We start from the raw sequence: 20,144 nt of genomic DNA on the forward strand, positions 1-20,144 counted from the left end.
CACTGCTTCAGTAATATTCGAGTAAAGAATACAAAAATTGCCGACCGTATTTTTAGTCGGCTCTTATAGCTCGGCAAAGACCGAAGCAAACGTGAAAACTACTGGTTAAGGGAAAATATGCACAACGGCGTGATGAAGGCATGGCTCGAGTCTTCACACTTGGCTGGCGCCAATGCAACGTATGTAGAGGACCTCTACGAACTGTATCTAAGTGATCCCGATCTGGTAAGTGAGGAGTGGAAACGTGTTTTTGAAGGCTTGCCTAAGCCATCAGAAGAAGTGGCAGAACAACCACATTCACGTGTCCGTGACTACTTCCGACGACTCGCTAGAGAAACAAAGCATTACAATGTCCAAGTTAGTGACCCAGATGTCGATGCAAAACAAGTAAAAGTTCTACAGCTAATCAACGCATACCGTTTCCGCGGACATGAAGCTGCAGAATTAGACCCACTAGGTCTATGGCAACGCCCAACCGTGGCGGAGTTAGACCCTGCTTTTCATAATCTTACCGAAGATGACTTCGAAGAAACTTTCAACGTAGGTTCTTTTGCTGTTGGGCAAGAAACCATGAAGTTGAAAGATATCTATGAAGCCCTCAACAAAACTTATTGCGGTTCCATCGGTGCTGAATACATGCACATGACTGACACAGAGCAAAAGCGTTGGATTCAGCAACGCCTTGAGTCTGTCGTAGGCCAGCCATCATTCAACAAAGATGAGAAGCGCACATTCCTAGAAGAGCTAACAGCCGCTGAAGGTTTGGAGCGTTACCTCGGGGCGAAATTCCCAGGTGCAAAACGTTTCTCTTTAGAAGGTGGTGATGCGCTGATTCCGATGACGAAAGAGTTGATCCGTCATGCGGGTACAAGTGGAATGCGTGAAGTGGTTATCGGTATGGCTCACCGCGGTCGTTTGAACATGCTGGTGAACGTCCTTGGTAAGAAACCTCAAGACCTGTTTGATGAGTTCGCCGGTAAACACGACGAAACTTGGGGGACGGGTGATGTGAAGTATCACCAAGGTTTCTCTGCTGATTTTGCGACTCCAGGCGGTGATGTTCACTTAGCACTTGCATTTAACCCATCGCACCTAGAAATCGTAAACCCGGTAGTCATGGGCTCAGTTCGAGCACGTCAAGACCGCTTGGGTGATAATCAAGGTAGCAAAGTACTTCCTATCACCATCCACGGTGATTCTGCAATCGCTGGTCAGGGTGTGGTTGCCGAAACGTTCAACATGTCTCTTGCTCGTGGGTTCCAAGTTGGTGGTACGGTACGTATCGTCATCAACAACCAAGTAGGCTTTACGACGTCTAATCCTCGTGACACGCGTTCTACGATGTACTGTACCGATATCGCGAAGATGGTGCAGGCGCCAATTTTCCATGTAAATGCAGATGACCCAGAAGCAGTTGCTTTTGTTACTCGCATTGCATTGGATTACCGTAACGAGTTCAAGCGTGATGTCGTGATCGATCTTGTATGTTACCGTCGCCACGGTCACAATGAGGCGGATGAGCCAAATGCGACTCAGCCTTTGATGTACCAGAAAATCAAAAAGCATCCTACACCACGCAAATTGTATGCAGATGTTCTGATCGATAAAAATGAATCAGATATCGAGACAGCGACTCAGTTAGTCAATGAGTATCGCGATGCATTAGATCGCGGTGAAGTGGTTGTTAAAGAATGGCGTCCAATGGCGTTGCACTCTGTAGACTGGTCCCCTTACTTAGGGCACGAATGGGATATGGAGTGGGATTCAAAATACGACAAGACACGCCTTATTGAGCTAGGCAATCGTCTGTGTCAGTACCCAGAAAGCCATAAACTGCAAAGCCGTGTTAATAAGCTATACAACGATCGTCTAGCAATGATGACCGGTGAAAAAGCTATTGACTGGGGTATGGCTGAAACATTGGCATATGCTACATTGGTTGACGATGGCAAGCGTATTCGTCTTTCTGGTCAGGACTCGGGTCGTGGTACTTTCTTCCACCGTCACTCGGTTCTTCATAACCAAACCGATGCAAGCACTTACATTCCATTAGCGAATATTCATGACAACCAAGGGCCATTCCAAGTCTTTGACTCAGTATTGTCAGAAGAAGCTGTGTTGGCGTTTGAATACGGTTACGCAACAGCCGAACCAGGTGGTTTAACTATCTGGGAAGCACAGTTTGGTGATTTTGCCAACGGTGCACAAGTTGTTATCGACCAGTTTATCTCGTCAGGCGAGCAAAAGTGGGCGCGTTTGTGCGGTCTTACTATGCTTCTACCTCATGGTTATGAAGGTCAAGGTCCTGAGCACTCATCTGCACGTTTAGAGCGTTACCTTCAGCTTTGTGCTGAGCAAAATATGCAGGTTGTGGTTCCTTCAACACCGGCTCAGGTGTACCACATGATTCGTCGTCAGGTTGTACGCCCAATGCGTCGACCTCTCATTGTTATGTCACCGAAATCTTTGCTGCGCCACCCTCTATGTACTTCAACGATTGAAGACTTGGCGGATGGTACATTCCAATCTGCAATTCCAGAAGTAGATGATTTAGAACCAAGCAAAGTGAAACGTGTCGTGTTCTGTGCTGGTAAGGTTTACTTTGACCTACTAGAGCAGCGCCGTAACAACGAGCAAGACGATGTTGCTATCGTGCGTATTGAACAGCTTTACCCATTCCCAATGGAAGAAGTACAAACAGCAATCGCTCAATACACTAACGTTGAAGACTTCGTGTGGTGTCAGGAAGAACCTCAGAACCAAGGTGCTTGGTACTGTAGCCAACATAACTTCCGTGCCGCTATTCCTGCAGGTGCAAATCTTAAATACGCAGGTCGCCCAGCTTCTGCTTCGCCAGCAGTTGGCTACATGTCGGTGCACTTGAAACAACAAAAAGCGTTGGTTGAAGACGCTCTGAACGTGAACTCAAAAACTTCGAATTAAGAACTAGAAGTTAAAGGAAGAAACAGATATGACAATTGAAATTCTGGTTCCAGATTTACCTGAATCAGTTGCTGATGCAACCGTAGCGACATGGCACAAACAACCGGGCGACGCAGTAGAGCGTGACGAGGTTTTGGTTGACATCGAAACAGACAAAGTTGTGCTAGAAGTTCCAGCTCCGGAAGCTGGCGTTTTAGAAGCTATTGTTGAAGCAGAAGGTGCGACAGTACTTTCTAAACAAATCATTGCTAAATTGAAGCCAGGCGCAGTTGCAGGTGAACCAACTGCAGACAAAACAGAAGGTACTGAAGCATCTCCTGATAAGCGTCACAAAGCTGCGCTTAGCGAAGAAAGTAATGACGCACTAAGCCCAGCAGTGCGCCGTTTATTGGCTGAACATGGCTTAGAAGCAAGCCAAGTGAAAGGCACTGGTGTTGGTGGTCGTATTACGCGCGAAGATATTGAAGCGCATCTTGCGAACGCTAAATCTGCGTCAAAAGAAGACTCGCCAGCAGTGGTTGACGTGCCGGCAGCGGCTCGCAGTCAGAAACGTGTTCCAATGACTCGCCTTCGTAAGACAGTTGCTAACCGTTTGCTAGAAGCGAAGAACAACACGGCAATGCTAACGACGTTTAACGAAGTGAACATGAAACCAATCATGGACCTTCGTAAGCAGTACAAAGATCAGTTCGAAGAGCGTCACGGTATTCGTTTGGGCTTCATGTCTTTCTACGTGAAAGCAGTGACAGAAGCGCTTAAGCGTTACCCAGAAGTAAATGCTTCGATTGATGGCGATGACATTGTTTACCACAACTACTTCGACATTAGCATGGCGGTATCAACGCCACGTGGTCTAGTTACACCTGTCCTAAAAGACTGTGACAAGCTTGGTTTCGCTGATGTTGAAAAAGGCATCAAAGAACTGGCTATCAAAGGTCGTGATGGCAAGCTAACGGTAGACGAGCTAATGGGCGGTAACTTCACTATCACAAACGGTGGTGTGTTCGGTTCACTAATGTCTACACCAATCATCAACCCACCTCAATCAGCGATTCTTGGTATGCATAAGATCCAAGAGCGTCCGATGGCAGTGGATGGCAAAGTTGAAATCTTGCCGATGATGTACCTAGCGTTATCTTACGATCACCGCCTAATTGACGGTCGTGAATCAGTTGGTTTCCTAGTAACGATTAAAGAGTTACTAGAGGACCCAGCACGTCTCCTATTAGACGTTTAATATCGCTAAAACGTCTAGTTATCGTAGGTAGCTAGACGTTAAAAATTTCAATGGCTAGACTAGCTCAACGTTTGGCCTTCATTTGAATCCTTCAGTATGAGAACTCATGATAAAGGATTGATTTGAGAAGACCCTACAGACGTACAAGCAGCCAAGACTGCAGCGTTATGGAAATAATAAATCCCTTAAGGGAAAAACAAACGGAATATCGAAATGAATTTGCATGAATACCAAGCCAAACAGCTGTTTGCAGAATTCGGTTTGCCTGTGCCAGAAGGCTACGCGTGTGATACACCACAAGAAGCTTTTGAAGCCGCAGGCCGTATTAGTACAGCCAAGAAAGTAGTTAAATGTCAGGTTCACGCTGGTGGCCGTGGTAAAGCGGGTGGCGTAGAGCTACACGATACAAAAGAAGGCGTTAAAGAGTTTGCACAGAAGTGGTTAGGTAAAAACCTAGTAACTTACCAAACAGACGCAAATGGTCAGCCAGTAACAAAAATCCTTGTTGAAGAAGCTTCAAATATTGCGAACGAACTATACCTAGGTGCGGTAGTTGACCGTGCTAGCCGTAAGATCGTTTTCATGGCTTCTACCGAAGGTGGTGTGGAAATTGAAAAAGTTGCGGAAGAAACGCCGGAACTCATCCACAAAGCAGCAATTGACCCACTAGTAGGTCCACAAGCTTACCAAGGTCGTGAGCTAGCGTTCAAACTTGGTCTTGAAGGCGACCAAATCAAACAATTCGTTAAGATCTTTATGGGTCTTGGCACTATGTTTTCTCAGTACGATCTTGCTCTGCTAGAGATCAACCCACTTGTGATTACTGGTGAAGGCAACTTGCTATGTCTTGACGGTAAGATCAACATCGACTCAAACGCACTGTACCGTCAGCCTAAGCTTCGTGAAATGCACGATCCTTCACAAGAAGATGAGCGTGAAGCACACGCAGCTCAGTGGGAGCTGAACTACGTAGCACTAGACGGTAACGTTGGCTGTATGGTTAACGGTGCAGGCCTAGCAATGGGTACGATGGATATCGTAAACCTACACGGCGGCAAACCAGCTAACTTCTTAGATGTAGGTGGCGGCGCGACGAAAGAGCGTGTTGCTGAAGCATTCAAGATCATCCTATCTGATGACAATGTGAAAGCGGTACTTGTTAACATCTTCGGTGGTATTGTACGTTGTGACATGATCGCAGAAGGTATTATCGGTGCGGTTAAAGAGGTAGGCGTAAGCGTACCTGTTGTTGTTCGTCTTGAAGGTACTAACGCTGACCTAGGTCGCGAAGTTCTTGCTAATTCTGATGTTGATATCATTGCTGCTGAGTCGCTAACTGATGCTGCTCAGAAAGTTGTTGCTGCTGCGGAGGCTAAATAATGTCTGTATTAATTAACAAAGACACTAAAGTAATCTGTCAGGGGTTCACTGGTGGTCAAGGTACTTTCCACTCAGAGCAAGCTATCGCATACGGTACGCAAATGGTTGGCGGTGTGTCTCCAGGTAAAGGTGGCCAAACTCACCTAGGTCTTCCTGTATTCAACACAGTTCGTGAAGCAGTAGAAGCGACTGGTGCAACAGCGACAGTCATCTACGTACCAGCTCCTTTCTGTAAAGATGCAATCCTAGAAGCGATTGACGCGGGTATCGAGCTAATCGTAACGATTACTGAAGGTATCCCTACTACAGATATGATCGACGTGAAAGTGAAGCTAGAAGAAACTGGCGTTCGCATGATTGGTCCTAACTGTCCGGGCGTTATCACTCCTGATGAGTGTAAGATCGGTATCATGCCTGGTCACATCCACAAGAAAGGCAAAGTAGGTATTGTATCTCGTAGCGGTACTCTAACTTACGAAGCAGTTAAACAAACCACTGACGAAGGTTTCGGCCAGTCTACTTGTGTTGGTATCGGTGGTGACCCAATCCCGGGTTCAAACTTCATTGATATCCTAAAACTGTTCCAAGAAGACCCTGAGACAGAAGCGATCGTTATGATCGGTGAGATCGGTGGTACTGCAGAAGAAGAAGCAGCAGCATACATTAAAGAAAATGTAACGAAGCCAGTGGTTTCTTACATTGCTGGTGTAACTGCGCCTCCTGGTAAGCGTATGGGCCATGCTGGTGCGATTATCTCTGGTGGTAAAGGTACTGCTGAAGACAAATTTGCTGCACTAGAAGCGGCTGGCGTTAAAACTGTGAAATCTCTAGCAGAGATTGGCCAAGGTCTACGTGAAGTGACGGGTTGGTAATCGACCACACTACTTAATAAGTATTAAAAAGCCTGCGATTTCGCAGGCTTTTCTTTTTCCGTTTCCGTGGATTTATGTTTGTTGTTAGCAAGGTCTTTCGCGTTTAATACTCAATGCGATTATGCTTTGCTTTTAATCAGCTGGCTCAGCATAAATAAGGATGTTGCGCTGATCACTACGGAAGGGCCGGCCGGTGTATCGAAGTGCCATGATAGGCTAAGCCCCATCAGTACTGCCACAGAGCCAATAATGGATGCGAACAATGCCATTTGCTCTGGTGATGAAGAGACTTTACGTGCTGTTGCGGCTGGGATAATTAGGAGCGAAGTCATGATCAACGCGCCAACGAACTTCATACCTACTGCGATTACTACACCCACCATTAGCATTAACACCAATCTAACTAAGTCTGTATTCACGCCCTCAACAGCGGCAAGTTCTTCACTGACAGTGCTAGAAAGCAGTGGGCGCCAGAAGACGTACAAACACGCGCTTACCGCAACAACACCTGCGTAAATAAACATCAGATCTTGTGGAGAGACGGCAAGTAAGTCCCCAAATAGGTAGCTCATTAAATCGACGCGCACGTTTTCCAAAAAGCTAACCGATACTAAACCGATAGAGAGTGCACTGTGTGCCAAGATACCTAACAACGTGTCTGTAGCCACAAGTTGTTGCTTTTGCAGGGTGACAAGCAAAACGGCCAGAGCTAAACAGCAGACGAGTAGCGCAAGGTAGAGATTTACGTTGAGCAAGAAGCCCAGCGCTAGGCCCATTAACGATGCATGAGCTAGGGTATCTCCGAAGTAAGCCATTTTACGCCAAACGACAAATGACCCAAGTGGACCGGCAATGATCGCGATACCAATACCAGCAAGAATAGAAGGTAGGAGAAACTCAATCATGATGGTGATGTCCGTGTTTATGGTGGGAGCATGATATCGCATCACCGCTTACTGGCGTTCCGGATAAATCGTGATGATGGTGCTCATGGTCGTGATGATAAAACGCGAGAGACTCTCTCGCTGCATTGCCAAATAGTGCGATGTAAGAAGGGTGCTGAGTAATAGTGGCAGGTGAACCTGAGCAGCAAACATGGTGATGCAGACAAATAACATCGTCCGTTTTCGCCATCACTAAATGTAAGTCATGCGATACCATAAATACGCCACAATCAAAGCGGTGACGAATGCTCTCAATTAAGTCATAGAGATCGATTTGACCTTGGATATCCACCCCCTGAGCTGGTTCGTCTAATACTAATAGCTGAGGACGCTGAAGCAGAGCGCGCGCCAGTAACACTCGTTGGTTTTCACCACCGGATAAGCGATGCATATTACTATTAAGTAAATGTTCAGCGCCAACAAGCCTTAATGCATCAATGCACTCCTGCTTACTGTATTTTCCTGCTAAATTTAGGAAGCGGGTTACATTCAATGGAAGGGAGTCATTGAGCTTCAACTTTTGAGGAACGTAACCAATTTTCAGTTTTCTTTGTCGGTTCAACTTGCCGCTAGTCGGCTTTTGAAGACCTAAGATAACTTTGACTAACGTTGATTTTCCCGCTCCATTGGGACCAATTAGGGTAGTTATTTTGCCCTTTTCTAATTCCATACTAATGTTATCGAGAACTCTGCGGCCATCGAACTCGACGCATAACTGCTCAAGATGGACTAAGGAAGACATGAATGAAACTCATTTGCAAATCAATAATGTTATAATGTAACATTATCTCACTTTCCACGCCATATCCCAAGTAAAACTATGAAAAGAGCATTAATTCTTGCTGCCTCAGCAATGTTAACACTGCCAGCACAGGCGGTAACGGTACTGACGAGTATCAAACCTATTCAGCTGTTAGTAACAGAGCTTACTCAAGGAGTAACTTCACCAGACGTGCTATTGCAGTCTAACACATCACCCCATGACTATGCTTTGCGTCCATCGGATGTTAAAAAGGTCGCTTCGGCTGATTTGGTTATCTGGTACGGACATGATCTTGAACCGTTTCTAGAGAAAGTTGTTTCGGATAGATCGAATACTTTGACTATTAGTCAAATTCCAAATCTAGAATTGCGTGAATTTGATAGTGAGCACAACCATGACCATGATGGGCACGATCATGGCTCACATGATCCGCACTTTTGGCTAGGTGTAAGCCAAGCACAACAAGTGGCCAAGGCTGTTGTGAATCAACTTGTATCACTTGATCCGGAAAATGCAGCTCAATATCAAGCGAACCTCAAAAAGTTTGAACTCGAGCTAAAAGACACTGACCAACAGATAAAGCAGAAGCTGGCACCAGTAAAAAACAAAGGTTACTTTGTATTCCATGATGCTTACGGTTATTTCGAAGATCGTTATGAACTAAATCAAATGGGGCATTTTACTGTGAGCCCAGAACGCAAGCCAGGAGCGAAGACCTTAATTCAAATTCGTCAAAAGCTAAGTGGTGGAGATGTGGCTTGTGTATTTTCTGAACCTCAGTTTACCCCGGCTGTCGTTCAGAGCGTAATGAGAGGCAGTGATGTCGCTAAAGGCGAGCTTGACCCGTTAGGGAGTACAATTGAAGCAAAACCTGGCAGTTACTTTACTTTTCTCAACAATATGGCGAATAGTTTTGAGCAATGCTTGAACAAAAAGTCAGATTAAGTGCTGTCGTAATGTAGGAGTAGTCTTTTTAACGTGATCCAGTAGTAAGAATTACAACCTTTGGTAAGGCGAGCCTTTTCTCAGAAAGTAATTGAGATATCATTACCAATAATTATCAGCTCAAAATAACCGTATCAATCCATGTTTTACAAACGATGAACGGTCACTTTCAGAGCACAAATTGATACAAAAGGTTTTCGTCTTGCTACGCCAATTAGCCCTTGCTCTGTTGGGCTTTGTCTTATCCTACCAAGCATTTGCGCTTCATAATGCAAATGCAATCTTTTACCCTTTGCCAACTCAGGCAAAGGGTACTTTTATCGCGGCTAAAAAGTTGTTCTTGGGTGAAAAGGGCGGTTTGTGGATTCATGACGTACACGGACGAGTCCTGTTTTACGATGGTCAAACTATATTGCCTAAATCAGGTAGCTTCCTACAAACGTCGGCTAAGCAGTTGGCTTATCATAAAGGTGCTTTTTGGACCTTTATTGAAAATGAGGTCTATCGAACCTATCCAAATCAGGAACGACGTTTAGTCTTTAGTTTAAATCCAGGCTCACAAATAAGAAAAATAGGGTCTTCAAAGAACTATATTTGGGTGAGTGATGGCGCGCATTTCTATACCTACAATATCGACACTAGCGAGTTAAACTCTTTCTCTCTATTGCAGCTCTATCAACATAGTAATAATAGCTACGTTTACATTAATGATGCGGTGCTAGTTGAAACCAAGTGGGCACTAGCAACGACTTCCGGCTTCTATCTTTCTGAAGGTGATAAGTTTGACCATGTCGCTGCCTCAGGTCAAAACTACATTGAGAAAGTCTATTATTCACACACGCGAAGAGAAATTCTGATAGGTACATTGCGTGGCGCTTTAATTTTCAACATTTACCAGCCTGATAAAGAAGTGATTAGAATTGGCGGCTCACATGTTTTGACATTCGCAGAGACAAATCAAGAGTATTGGGTGGGGACCGAGCATGGTCTTTATTTGTACTCATTTTTTTCAGGTGAGGTCACCGAAGTCGCGCCTGCAAGTTTTCTTGAGTTAGAGTTAGATAACACGAAGATTTATTCGTTGTTGAGCGACAATATGGGAGGGATGTGGATTGCGACTAACCAAGGTATTCGTTATTACTCGCTATTTAGTAAAAAATTTGAACGAGTGACCTTTAGTAGTTATGACTCACACACCCTATCAGGACGAATTCGGCAAACTATTGAAGGTCCTGATGGTGCGCTTTGGTTTGCTGATGACCGAAAGATTTATCGTTCAGGAAAGAGTGGGATTAACCAAGTCTTAGAGTTGGAGTCGCAGATCAATGAATTTGCGTTTCAAAACGGTATGCTTTGGCTTGCGACCTCAAAAGGGCTGGAAATATTTGAGCTAAATGGTCTCAACAAGATTACATATCCTTATTTACAGGTTATGGCCGGACATGCCGTAGAGCATGTGACCGTTGATGGTGATGACCGTCTTTGGGTATCAAGCGGATACCATCTTTACAATGTTGATACTGCTGCACGAAGCGTACGAAACTTTGGAAGTGAGTGGCTAGTAAGTCAGTATTTGCCTGCTAAGGTTACGCGCCTATATGATACTGAAGATGCCCTATTAATAGGCACCGATCATGGCGTATACCAATACAGTAATGACAACATCCAGTTTATCCGTTTTTCAGAAAAGTTTGGTGAATCATTAGACATGACCACGGCGGTTGATGGCAGCCAGTGGTTTGCTTCATCTTATGGTGTGTTTAAAACTGATACACGAAGCGATGAAAAACGTGTTGTTGAAATGAGTGAGCCCAACGCCAGACCTGCTTGCTTGATCAGAGACAGGCAAGGTGTATGGTTAGCTTCCTCTGTCGGTTTAAGCTATTACCACCTTTCGGGTGAGTTAGTGAAACATTACTCATCGTCATCAGGCTTAATGAACAATGAGTTCCTCCCTGGTATTTGTAGCGTTATACAGCAGACAGAAGTTGGTGAGCGAGAGCTTGTTCTGGGGTCGAAGTACGGACTCGTAAAAGCAGAAGCATCCAAGCTGCTTGTATCTAATCCCCCAGAGTCTAAGTTTATTGTTAGCCAAGTTGTGCTTGAAAATGAAGTTCTGCAAGTTGGTAGTGCCGATCTGAATGGGCTCACACTGCCATATGGATCTTCGCTGAGTTTTTTATTCGGTGTGATGCCAAAACCAGACAGTCAAAACTTGTACTATCGATTGAACAACGATGACCCATGGCAAACGTTAGAGGGGGGCCAACTGACACTCGAGCACCTTAGTTCCGGTGAATATCACTTGCAGGTCAGTAATGAGTCTCAAGTTGCCGCTGGAGTCGTTGGTTTAGAATCTCACTTTATCGTCCTTCATCCTTGGTATCTATCGCGATTTGCTATTTTAGGCTTTGTCGTAGCTAGTATTACGGTCGTTGCAGTACTCGTATTCTGGCGCTCGCGCTACGTTGTACAGGCTAACCGTGATCTAGCAGCTCAAGTGACTCTCAAAACGAATCAGTTAAGACATCAAAGTAGAGTGTTGCTTACGAGCAACCAGCAATTACGTAAACAGATTCAAGTTAGAAACCTACTCGTAGACCATGTAGCTCTATCCATAAAATCAAGCGTCGACTTTATTGTGGCGAAACTACCTATGCCTCTCGATACTGCGACGGAGGATCATTTGGCTAAAACGAATTGGCAGTTAAATGAACTCAAAAGCGTTCCAAGTGATGTAAGTGGTGGGAGTCAGAACTACAACTTGAGTCAGATAACTCAGTCAGTGGTTGATGTATGGCAAGATGACTTTGCAAAAGCGGGTATTTTGGTAGAGCTAGAAGATGAGAGTAAGCAGAGCCGGGTTGCTCTGGAAAGCTTTAATCTTGATGTTATTTTCAATAGCATTTTTGCCAATATCATCAAGCGCTCTTTCCGAGGTCAAACGGTTAGAATTATGCTAGAAGAGGGGCATGATATTGTGTCATTGAGCTTTCTTGATTACGGGACGCAATTACCTAATAAAGTCGCGACTGGGCTTCCATCTAACTTAAATCACTCTGAGTTGAGTATTGACCACCTTGCCCAACTAGTGACAACGAGTGGTGGTTATTTGGCTGTCTTCTCTTCTGATGCTCAAAACAAAGTCGAGATTACATGGCCATCTGCGAAGGAAAGGAGTTATCTGGATGAACCGCAGCAAGAACTCAATCCTGTAACTATTGCAGAAGATCAAGTCACACCAGAGAAAGAGTGGTTGCAAAAAGTCTATCAATTAGTGGCAGAGCATTACCATGATCCTGAATTTGGCACTGCGTCAGCCGCTAAAATGCTGTATATGTCTGAACGCTCTTTGCAGAGACGTTTTAAATCTGCCTCGTCAAGAACGTTAAAAGACTATGTCACAGAGGTTCGTTTGGAAACGGCGTGTGAAAAGTTATTGGCGGGTGAGAAAATCAGTGAAGTCGCCTTTAACTGTGGCTTTAATGATCCATCTTACTTTAGCCAAAAGTTTAAGCTACATTTTGGTTTGCCCCCTTCCAAGTTTGCTTTGACTCAAGAAAGCCAAGAAATTAACTAGAAAACCTTCATTATAAGCTCCCTAGTTAATAGTTAAGATGCTGGGGAGCTGCATACAGTGCTCTATTATTGCTGCAGTTGCTAACGCAGTGAGTTTCATTGTTTCTTCATCACATCTAGCCTACAAATCCATTCTCAACACGTAAGCACGATCACGTTCTATCTGTTAGTCGCGATGTTCATAGCAATAAGCATAAATGGCTTCAAGAGAATGATTTACTAATAGTTGCAACAAATAAATGACAGTTGTATTGCTGTATCAAAAGAGCGTTGTTCATTTGGGTGAATGATGGTGTGCGACATTCGTGAAAACGAAAACTGTGTTGAAAAGATGAATAAGGTAAAGAAGTTTTGAAAGAGGTGAAAAAAAATATCGTGGTATAGCCGGGGGGACTATACCACGGGTGTCAAGGACACCTTCGCTTGCTGCCGGAGTGACATGTTGCCATGCCACCTCTGGAATTTATTAGAGAGGTTGCCCTCTCGATGGAGTAACTATACGAGAGGTTACTTATTTTTCTTATAAAAATAACGCCATGTTTATATGAGAAAAGCGACAACGTTTTGTTTTTTAATTAACCCACTGTTTTAATTTGCATTTTTTGTTTTCTATCTTGGTTTGTGACATTTTTGTTTCGTTAGGTGTCATTTTTAATTGTTAATTTTGACGTAAATAACGAGAGGAAATTTACGAAGTTGACGTTTGAAAGCGTGAAAACATTTACGGAATCTTTGATTTCACACAAGGATTGAAGGGGTATAGGGGAGTAATATTGGCAACCTAAACTTATTAAATAATAATATTTCTCATTAGCAATACTCTTAAGGGCCACTATGAAGTTATCAGAGATTAATCCTGGCGATACGGTGACGATTCGGTTGTTAGATGGTCTTTCATCAGATATCAGAAAGAAACTCATGGTAATGGGGCTGCTTCCCAATACAGAAGTCAAAGTGATTCGACGTGCGCCAATGGGCGATCCTTTACAAGTCGAAGTCCGTGGTGTGTCTGTCGCATTGCGAGAAACAATTGCTCAGAAAATTGAAGTGGAGCGAGTGTAATGCAATATCAAGTGCTAACCGTAGGTAACCCTAATAGTGGTAAAACGACGCTATTTAATGGTTTAACTGGCGCAAAACAGCAAGTTGGTAACTGGGCAGGCGTCACGGTTGAAAAGAAAACAGGACAATTCAAGCATGCTGGGGATGAGTTTTTGCTCACTGACCTTCCGGGTATTTACTCATTAGACAGTGGTAATGATAGTAATAGTATTGATGAATCCATCGCATCGCGTGCGGTTCTAACTCATCCTGCTGATCTCATTATTAACGTGGTGGATGCTACAAGTTTAGAGCGCAGCTTATATATGACGCTGCAACTTCGCGAACTTGGTCGCCCTATGATTGTTGTCCTCAACAAGATGGATGCGCTAAAGCGTGAACGTCAGATGATTAACGTTGCAGAGCTTGAGAAAACGTTAGGTTGTCCGGTTGTCAGTTTATCTGCAACCAATAAAACTCAAGTGGCAGAGTTTAAAGAAAAGCTTCATAAATCCATCGTTCAAGGAGTGCCACTTAAGGAATTGTCTTTGCATTACGGTGAGAAGATGGAGTCGGCAATTCAAACGGTTTCCGCACTTTTTAACGACCAAACCGTCGCTCATCGTGCACTAGCGATTCGTGCGCTTGAAAAAGACACAATGGTGCTCAATAGTCTTTCTGATATTGATAGAAGCAAAGTATTGGAAGTCATTACGACGTTAGATTTGGATATCGATTTGCATGTCGCGGATACTAAGTACACGCATCTGCATGAACAGTGTAAAAAAGTTCGCCGAAGCGAAGGCAAGTTAAGTCGTAGTGTGACTGAAAGACTCGACCAGTTTATTTTGAACAAGTGGATTGGAATTCCTTTCTTCTTTGTTGTTATGTACCTGATGTTTATGTTCTCGATTAACATCGGTAGTGCATTTATCGACTTTTTTGACATTGGTGTGGGCGCATTGTTGGTTGATGGTGGGCATCACTTGTTAGACGGTCATTTGCCTGTGTGGTTAGTGACGGTTCTTGCTGATGGTATCGGTGGTGGTATCCAGACGGTTGCAACCTTCATTCCGGTTATCGCGTGTTTGTACCTCTTCCTAGCGGTACTTGAGAGCTCAGGTTACATGGCTCGTGCAGCATTCGTACTAGATAAAGTGATGCAGAAGATCGGCCTACCGGGCAAAGCATTTGTACCGTTGGTTCTTGGTTTTGGCTGTAACGTACCGTCAATCATGGCAACTCGTACTCTAGACCAAGAACGTGAGCGTAAACTGGCTGCATCTATGGCGCCATTTATGTCATGTGGTGCTCGTCTGCCTGTATACGCGCTATTCGCTGCGGCATTCTTCCCAGGTTCTGGCCAGAACATTGTATTCGCACTTTACCTACTTGGTATTGTGGCAGCGATCTTCACAGGTCTTTTCCTTAAGCATACGCTTTACCCAGGTAGCAGTGATAGCCTAGTAATGGAAATGCCAGACTATGAGCTTCCGACGCTACAAAACGTGGTGATCAAAACTTGGCAAAAGCTAAAGCGCTTCGTACTTGGTGCAGGTAAAACCATCGTTATCGTTGTTGCTATTCTGAGTTTCTTCAACTCATTGGGTACTGATGGCAGTTTTGGTAATGAAGACAGCGAAAACTCGGTGCTTTCTAAAGCTGCGCAAGTTGTAACTCCAGTATTCGCGCCAATCGGTGTTCAAGAAGATAACTGGCCAGCGACGGTTGGTATCATTACCGGTATCTTCGCAAAAGAGGCGGTAGTTGGTACGCTTAACAGCCTGTACACCACGCCAAGCGACGGTGAAGACGCAGAATTTGATCTAATGGGCAGCCTAGAAGAGGCAGTAATGAGTATCCCTGAAAACTTAGCCGGTTTGAGCTACTCAGATCCACTAGGCATTGAAGTGGGTGACTTAACTGACTCAAATGCCGTTGCCGAAGAACAAGAAGTCGATGCTTCTATCTTCGGTAACATTAAATCTCAGTTTGCTTCTGGCAATGCCGCATTTGCTTACCTAATCTTTATCCTACTGTACACACCTTGTGTGGCGGCGATGGGGGCTTACGTACGTGAGTTTGGTCATAAGTTCGCACGCTTTATTGCGGTTTGGACAATGGGCTTGGCTTACCTATGTGCGACGTTCTACAACCAATTGACGCATTTCGCAGATAGCCCAGTGACAAGTGGCATTTGGATGGCTGTGATCGTTGCTATCTTCTTTGGTACCTACCGTGTGTTCAAACAAGTTGGTAAGAAACAAAACGGTGCATTAGAGGCGCAAGTAGCATGATTTTAAAAGAGCTTTATCAATACATTGCAGACAAAGGAACCGTCTCCCAGTCAGATCTGGCTAAACAGTTTGGGATGAGTGAAGATGGCGCCGACGCGATGTTAAACGTGTGGATTAAGAAGGGCAAAATTAGCCGCCTAGTCGACACTAATAAAGCTCATGACGTGACTCGTGTTCGCTACTCAGTGACTAAACAAGATGGTTTGTCTCTGACAGTCACCATGTAGCGACTATCAAAATTAGTCACCTAAAAATTATCACGTAAAAACGACAAAGCCGCATCAGCAATGATGCGGCTTTTATTTTGCTGGTTATTGTTTGTGAATACAGCGAAATTAATGTTCTTCAGAGTGTTTAGTCGCGCCTAACCCTAGGAACTTCAAACCAAGACTTAAAACTAAAATCGAAATAGGTAATGTTAAGATCGTCCAATCTAAGCTGTCGAAGTTAATCAGCACGAGCTCTAAGAACTTCACAAACAAGATCACGATGATGACTTCAGCCAAAATGTTTTTTAGATGGCCGATGTTCGGGGTTCTGATCCAATGCAAAACCGACTGCTCTTGTGTTTTCGCTTTAGCTTTGTTGGAAATAAATAGTGTGTAGATGCCGTGAGCAAAGATGAACAAAACTAGTGCGACAAGAAACGTATCCAGTGACTTGATCAAATAAGCGATCGCGATGTCTGCTTTATCTAAATGTGCGAGTGCTTCTGGGGGTGTTTGATTGAGAATGAAGACCGCAAATGCCGAATAGGTTTTTGCTGCACCCATAAGAAAAAGCAAGAATGAAGCAGCCATAGAACAGATAATGGCGATCCAGCTGACGTATCGGAATGTGTTGAAGACTTGTTTCATGATGACCCTCTCTAACTGAGCTGGTAGTCTAAACAAGTTTTATTTTAGTGATAATCCCAGAAAAATGAGAAAGATTGTTACAAATACGTATTAATCTTTCTCTGTCTATTTCAGCCGTATTCAAAGGCGAATTATTTTCGCTAGCAGTGCTTATGCTTTTTGGAAAATAGAACTCAGTGACAGCACATTTTTAATGCGACCAAGCAATTCGTTTTGCTCTTCTTCTGTACGGAATTCACCTTTGGTGTTACCCCAAACCGGTCCCGGCCATGCTACGTCATCTTTGAAGCGAGCAATATGGTGAATGTGCAGCTGTGGCACCATATTACCTAGCGCACCAAGGTTTAGCTTGTCTGGACGGAATGTTGCTTCCAGTGCTTGGCTTACCGCTTGAGACTCTAGCAAAAACTGTTGCTGTTCTTGCATTGGCAAGTGGTGAAGCTCTTTTAGGTTTGCACGTTTAGGGACCAAGATAACCCATGGCACGGCGTTATCTTTATGCAGAAGCGCCACACACAGTGGGAAGTGGCCGATAACGGTGGTGTCTTTTGCCAGTTGAGGGTGCAGTTCAAAACTCATTATGTTGTCCGATTTGAATTGAATGACATCAGTATACGCCAGATAAAACAAAAGGTTGACGCTTTCACGTCAACCTTTGTCATCATTTAGCTTGTGCTACTTAAGCTACCTACGTAAAAGCGGATTACATACGCTCTAGAGTATCAATACCTAGTAGAGACAGACCTTGCTTGATGGTCTTCGCTGTTAGCGCAGCTAGTTTCAGACGGCTTTGTTTCACAGCTTCGTCTTCAGCAACTAGGATAGGGCACGCTTCGTAGAAGCTAGAGAACTGACCTGCTAGTTCGAATAGGTAGCTACACATGATGTGTGGTTGACCTTCGCGAGCGACAGATTGAACCGCTTCTTCGAACTGCATAAGCTTAGCAATAAGTGCTTTCTCTTTCTCATCAGTGATTTTGATGTCACCTTGGAGAGCGTCCATAGCAACACCAGCTTTAGCGAAAATAGAAGCTACGCGAGTGTATGCATATTGCATGTATGGTGCTGTGTTACCTTCAAACGCTAACATGTTGTCCCAATCGAACACGTAGTCAGTCGTACGGTGTTTAGATAAGTCAGAGTATTTAACCGCTGCCATTGCAACTGTTTTAGAGATCTTCTCTTTTTCTTCCGCATCTAGCTCAGGGTTTTTAGATTCGATCAGTTGTGCTGCACGAACTTCTGCTTCATCTAGAAGGTCGGCAAGGCGAACGGTACCACCCGCACGAGTCTTGAATGGCTTACCATCTTTACCAAGCATCATGCCGAACGCGTGGTGCTCAAGAGATACTGACTCTGGCACGTAGCCTGCTTTACGAACAATTGTCCAAGCTTGCATTAGGTGCTGGTGTTGACGTGAGTCGATGAAGTAAAGCACACGGTCTGCGCTTAGCTCTTCATAACGATATTTTGCACATGCGATGTCTGTTGTTGTGTATAGGAAACCGCCATCGCGTTTTTGAACGATAACGCCCATTGGTTCGCCATCTTTGTTCTTGTATTCATCTAGGAATACAACTTGCGCGCCATCATCTTCAACGGCAAGACCTTGTTCTTTTAGGTCTGCAACGATCTTAGGAAGCATGTCGTTGTACATGCTCTCGCCCATCACGTCGTCACGAGTCAGTGACACGTTTAGACGGTCGTAGTTGCGCTGGTTTTGGATCATGGTTACATCAACGAGTTTTTTCCACATTTCTGCACAGTACTCGTCACCGCTTTGCAGTTTCACAACGTAGTTTCGCGCCTTTACTGCGAAGTCTTCATCTTCGTCGTACAGCTTTTTCGATTCGCGGTAGAAGCCTTCAAGGTCCGCAAGTTCCATAGAAACTTCGCCAGACTCTTGTTGTACACGCTCAAGGTTTGCGATAAGCATACCGAACTGAGTACCCCAGTCGCCGATGTGGTTCGCACGGATCACTTTGTGACCTAGGAACTCAAGAGTACGTACTACCGCATCACCGATGATGGTTGAACGTAGGTGACCAACGTGCATTTCTTTAGCAACGTTTGGTGCAGAGTAGTCAGCAACGATAGTTTGAGCTTCGTCTTCTGCAACGCCAAGACGTGAGTCAGCCAGTGCTGCTTCCGCTTGTTTTGCTAGGAACTCTTCGCTTAGGAAAATGTTGATGAAACCAGGGCCAGCGATTTCTGTCTTGCTCGCAATACCATCTAGGTCTAGAACATCCAGTACTTTCTGTGCAAATTCTCGTGGGTTAGTACCCAGTTTTTTAGCAACGCCCATTACGCCGTTTGCTTGGTAGTCACCAAATTGTGGCTTTGCTGATTGGCGTACTGCCGCAGGACTGCCTGCAGGTGCGCCAGCGGCTTCTAGAGCCTGAGATACTTTGTCATTAATAAGTGCTTGGATATTCACACGCGTTTCCTTCAATTCAAGGACGAAGAACTCGGCGAAGTAAGTGCCGAGTTCTGTTGGAGTTCACAAAAATGGGGCTAATGATAACAACTTTATTGCTTTTCATACAGAGAGGAATTGGGGAAATTTATACTTTTTCGATTGAATGGAAATGTGGTTTGGTTTGCGTTTACTATTGCGCTCAGAGTAATAAGATAAATCGCCCCAAAAGAGAACCACAATGACGACTCAACTAGTTGAAAAACGCCTAGCGCCTAAATTGATGATCCAAGATCTGGATGCATTTATGGCGAAGATTGAAGAGCTTGCATCCCTGTTAAAACTGGATCTGAGCTTTGCTCAAGCTGACCATATTGCGCTGCGAATTAATGATACTGAAACAGCAAAAGCCGCGCATGAAGCATGGAATCAATACGGTAAGGTGATTTCACAAGCGAAAATCAACGGTCGTCCAATCATTGTTATTGAGTTCGATAAAGCGTTGGAAAGTCGTGGCTGGAAGATTGAGTGTCTGGAGCTGCCATACCCTGCGGAAGGCAAAATCTACCCAACTGAAAGCTGGGAACATGTGGAGTTTGTGATTCCGTCTCATGCCGAAACCGCAGATGAGTTTCTTGCTGATTTGAGACACACTTATCCAGCGTTTGGCGCACGCTTTAATGAGTTAGAAGAGCTGGGTGTGAAGATCAAACTGTCGAGCCCGAAAGGGGATGGCGAACGCTTGAATAACCCAACAGTGGCGTTTAAGTACCAAGGCATTTGTATCAAACTGCACCCGCATTCACTTAAGCGTATTGTGGAGTCTGAGCAGGCGTAAAACGCTAGGGTGAGAATTGCTGAGTTGCGATA

General features: G+C 44.5%; 15 protein-coding genes. 10 read left to right on the forward strand and 5 right to left on the reverse strand.

Features of this window, described 5'->3' with window-relative positions:
• Positions 1-117 precede the first annotated feature (117 nt).
• The 4 genes from sucA (at position 118) to sucD (ending at position 6,432) form a co-directional block, all read left to right on the forward strand.
• Positions 118-2,943, forward strand: coding sequence for a 2-oxoglutarate dehydrogenase E1 component (sucA, locus tag R7Z41_RS14895; RefSeq protein WP_017634810.1), 2,826 nt, complete (start codon positions 118-120; stop codon positions 2,941-2,943).
• 28 nt (positions 2,944-2,971) lie between these two features.
• Positions 2,972-4,180 carry a 2-oxoglutarate dehydrogenase complex dihydrolipoyllysine-residue succinyltransferase gene (gene odhB, locus R7Z41_RS14900; protein ID WP_005382177.1) on the forward strand — a complete coding sequence of 403 codons (1,209 nt, stop codon included), beginning with the start codon at positions 2,972-2,974 and terminating at the stop codon, positions 4,178-4,180.
• A 213-nt stretch (positions 4,181-4,393) separates the two neighbouring features.
• Positions 4,394-5,560, forward strand: coding sequence for an ADP-forming succinate--CoA ligase subunit beta (gene sucC / locus R7Z41_RS14905; RefSeq protein ID WP_005382179.1), 1,167 nt, complete (start codon positions 4,394-4,396; stop codon positions 5,558-5,560).
• Positions 5,560-6,432, forward strand: a complete 873-nt coding sequence (gene sucD, locus R7Z41_RS14910) for a succinate--CoA ligase subunit alpha (RefSeq protein ID WP_005382181.1) — start codon at positions 5,560-5,562, stop codon at positions 6,430-6,432. Before sucC ends, sucD begins: the two co-directional genes overlap by 1 nt.
• Positions 6,433-6,551: 119 nt before the next feature.
• Here sucD and znuB read toward each other — a convergent pair whose 3' ends face one another.
• Both znuB and znuC read right to left on the reverse strand, forming a co-directional pair.
• Positions 6,552-7,337 carry a zinc ABC transporter permease subunit ZnuB gene (gene znuB / locus R7Z41_RS14915; protein WP_005382183.1) on the reverse strand — a complete coding sequence of 262 codons (786 nt, stop codon included), beginning with the start codon at positions 7,335-7,337 and terminating at the stop codon, positions 6,552-6,554.
• On the reverse strand, positions 7,330-8,118 hold the full coding sequence (gene znuC, locus R7Z41_RS14920; protein WP_017634809.1) for a zinc ABC transporter ATP-binding protein ZnuC: 789 nt from the start codon (positions 8,116-8,118) through the stop codon (positions 7,330-7,332). The genes znuB and znuC overlap by 8 nt, the downstream gene beginning before the upstream one ends.
• A gap of 78 nt (positions 8,119-8,196) precedes the next feature.
• Between znuC and znuA the strand changes: the two genes are divergently transcribed.
• The 5 genes from znuA (at position 8,197) to R7Z41_RS14945 (ending at position 16,228) form a co-directional block, all read left to right on the forward strand.
• On the forward strand, positions 8,197-9,084 hold the full coding sequence (gene znuA, locus R7Z41_RS14925) for a zinc ABC transporter substrate-binding protein ZnuA (RefSeq protein WP_033906913.1): 888 nt from the start codon (positions 8,197-8,199) through the stop codon (positions 9,082-9,084).
• 202 nt (positions 9,085-9,286) lie between these two features.
• Positions 9,287-12,664, forward strand: a complete 3,378-nt coding sequence (locus tag R7Z41_RS14930) for an AraC family transcriptional regulator (protein ID WP_225477746.1) — start codon at positions 9,287-9,289, stop codon at positions 12,662-12,664.
• Between the two features lie 833 nt (positions 12,665-13,497).
• The gene (locus R7Z41_RS14935; protein WP_005382190.1) at positions 13,498-13,725 is read left to right on the forward strand and encodes a ferrous iron transport protein A; all 228 of its coding nucleotides are present in this window, start codon (positions 13,498-13,500) and stop codon (positions 13,723-13,725) included.
• On the forward strand, positions 13,725-16,001 hold the full coding sequence (gene feoB, locus R7Z41_RS14940; protein ID WP_033906911.1) for a Fe(2+) transporter permease subunit FeoB: 2,277 nt from the start codon (positions 13,725-13,727) through the stop codon (positions 15,999-16,001). Before R7Z41_RS14935 ends, feoB begins: the two co-directional genes overlap by 1 nt.
• Positions 15,998-16,228 (forward strand): FeoC-like transcriptional regulator, encoded by a 231-nt coding sequence (locus R7Z41_RS14945; protein ID WP_005382192.1) that lies wholly within the window; start codon positions 15,998-16,000, stop codon positions 16,226-16,228. The genes feoB and R7Z41_RS14945 overlap by 4 nt, the downstream gene beginning before the upstream one ends.
• Positions 16,229-16,336: 108 nt before the next feature.
• Here R7Z41_RS14945 and R7Z41_RS14950 read toward each other — a convergent pair whose 3' ends face one another.
• The 3 genes from R7Z41_RS14950 to argS form a co-directional block, all read right to left on the reverse strand.
• On the reverse strand, positions 16,337-16,858 hold the full coding sequence (locus R7Z41_RS14950) for a YqhA family protein (protein WP_042523163.1): 522 nt from the start codon (positions 16,856-16,858) through the stop codon (positions 16,337-16,339).
• A gap of 150 nt (positions 16,859-17,008) precedes the next feature.
• The gene (locus R7Z41_RS14955) at positions 17,009-17,437 is read right to left on the reverse strand and encodes an HIT family protein (RefSeq protein WP_005382194.1); all 429 of its coding nucleotides are present in this window, start codon (positions 17,435-17,437) and stop codon (positions 17,009-17,011) included.
• 124 nt (positions 17,438-17,561) lie between these two features.
• Positions 17,562-19,295 (reverse strand): arginine--tRNA ligase, encoded by a 1,734-nt coding sequence (gene argS, locus R7Z41_RS14960; RefSeq protein ID WP_054576704.1) that lies wholly within the window; start codon positions 19,293-19,295, stop codon positions 17,562-17,564.
• Between the two features lie 220 nt (positions 19,296-19,515).
• On the opposite strand from argS, the gene R7Z41_RS14965 reads away from it, so the two are divergent.
• On the forward strand, positions 19,516-20,112 hold the full coding sequence (locus tag R7Z41_RS14965) for a VOC family protein (RefSeq protein ID WP_065274265.1): 597 nt from the start codon (positions 19,516-19,518) through the stop codon (positions 20,110-20,112).
• The last annotated feature ends 32 nt before the right edge of the window (positions 20,113-20,144 follow it).

Source organism: Vibrio sp. 1457 (genome assembly GCF_033340195.1).
GTDB lineage: Bacteria > Pseudomonadota > Gammaproteobacteria > Enterobacterales > Vibrionaceae > Vibrio > Vibrio alginolyticus.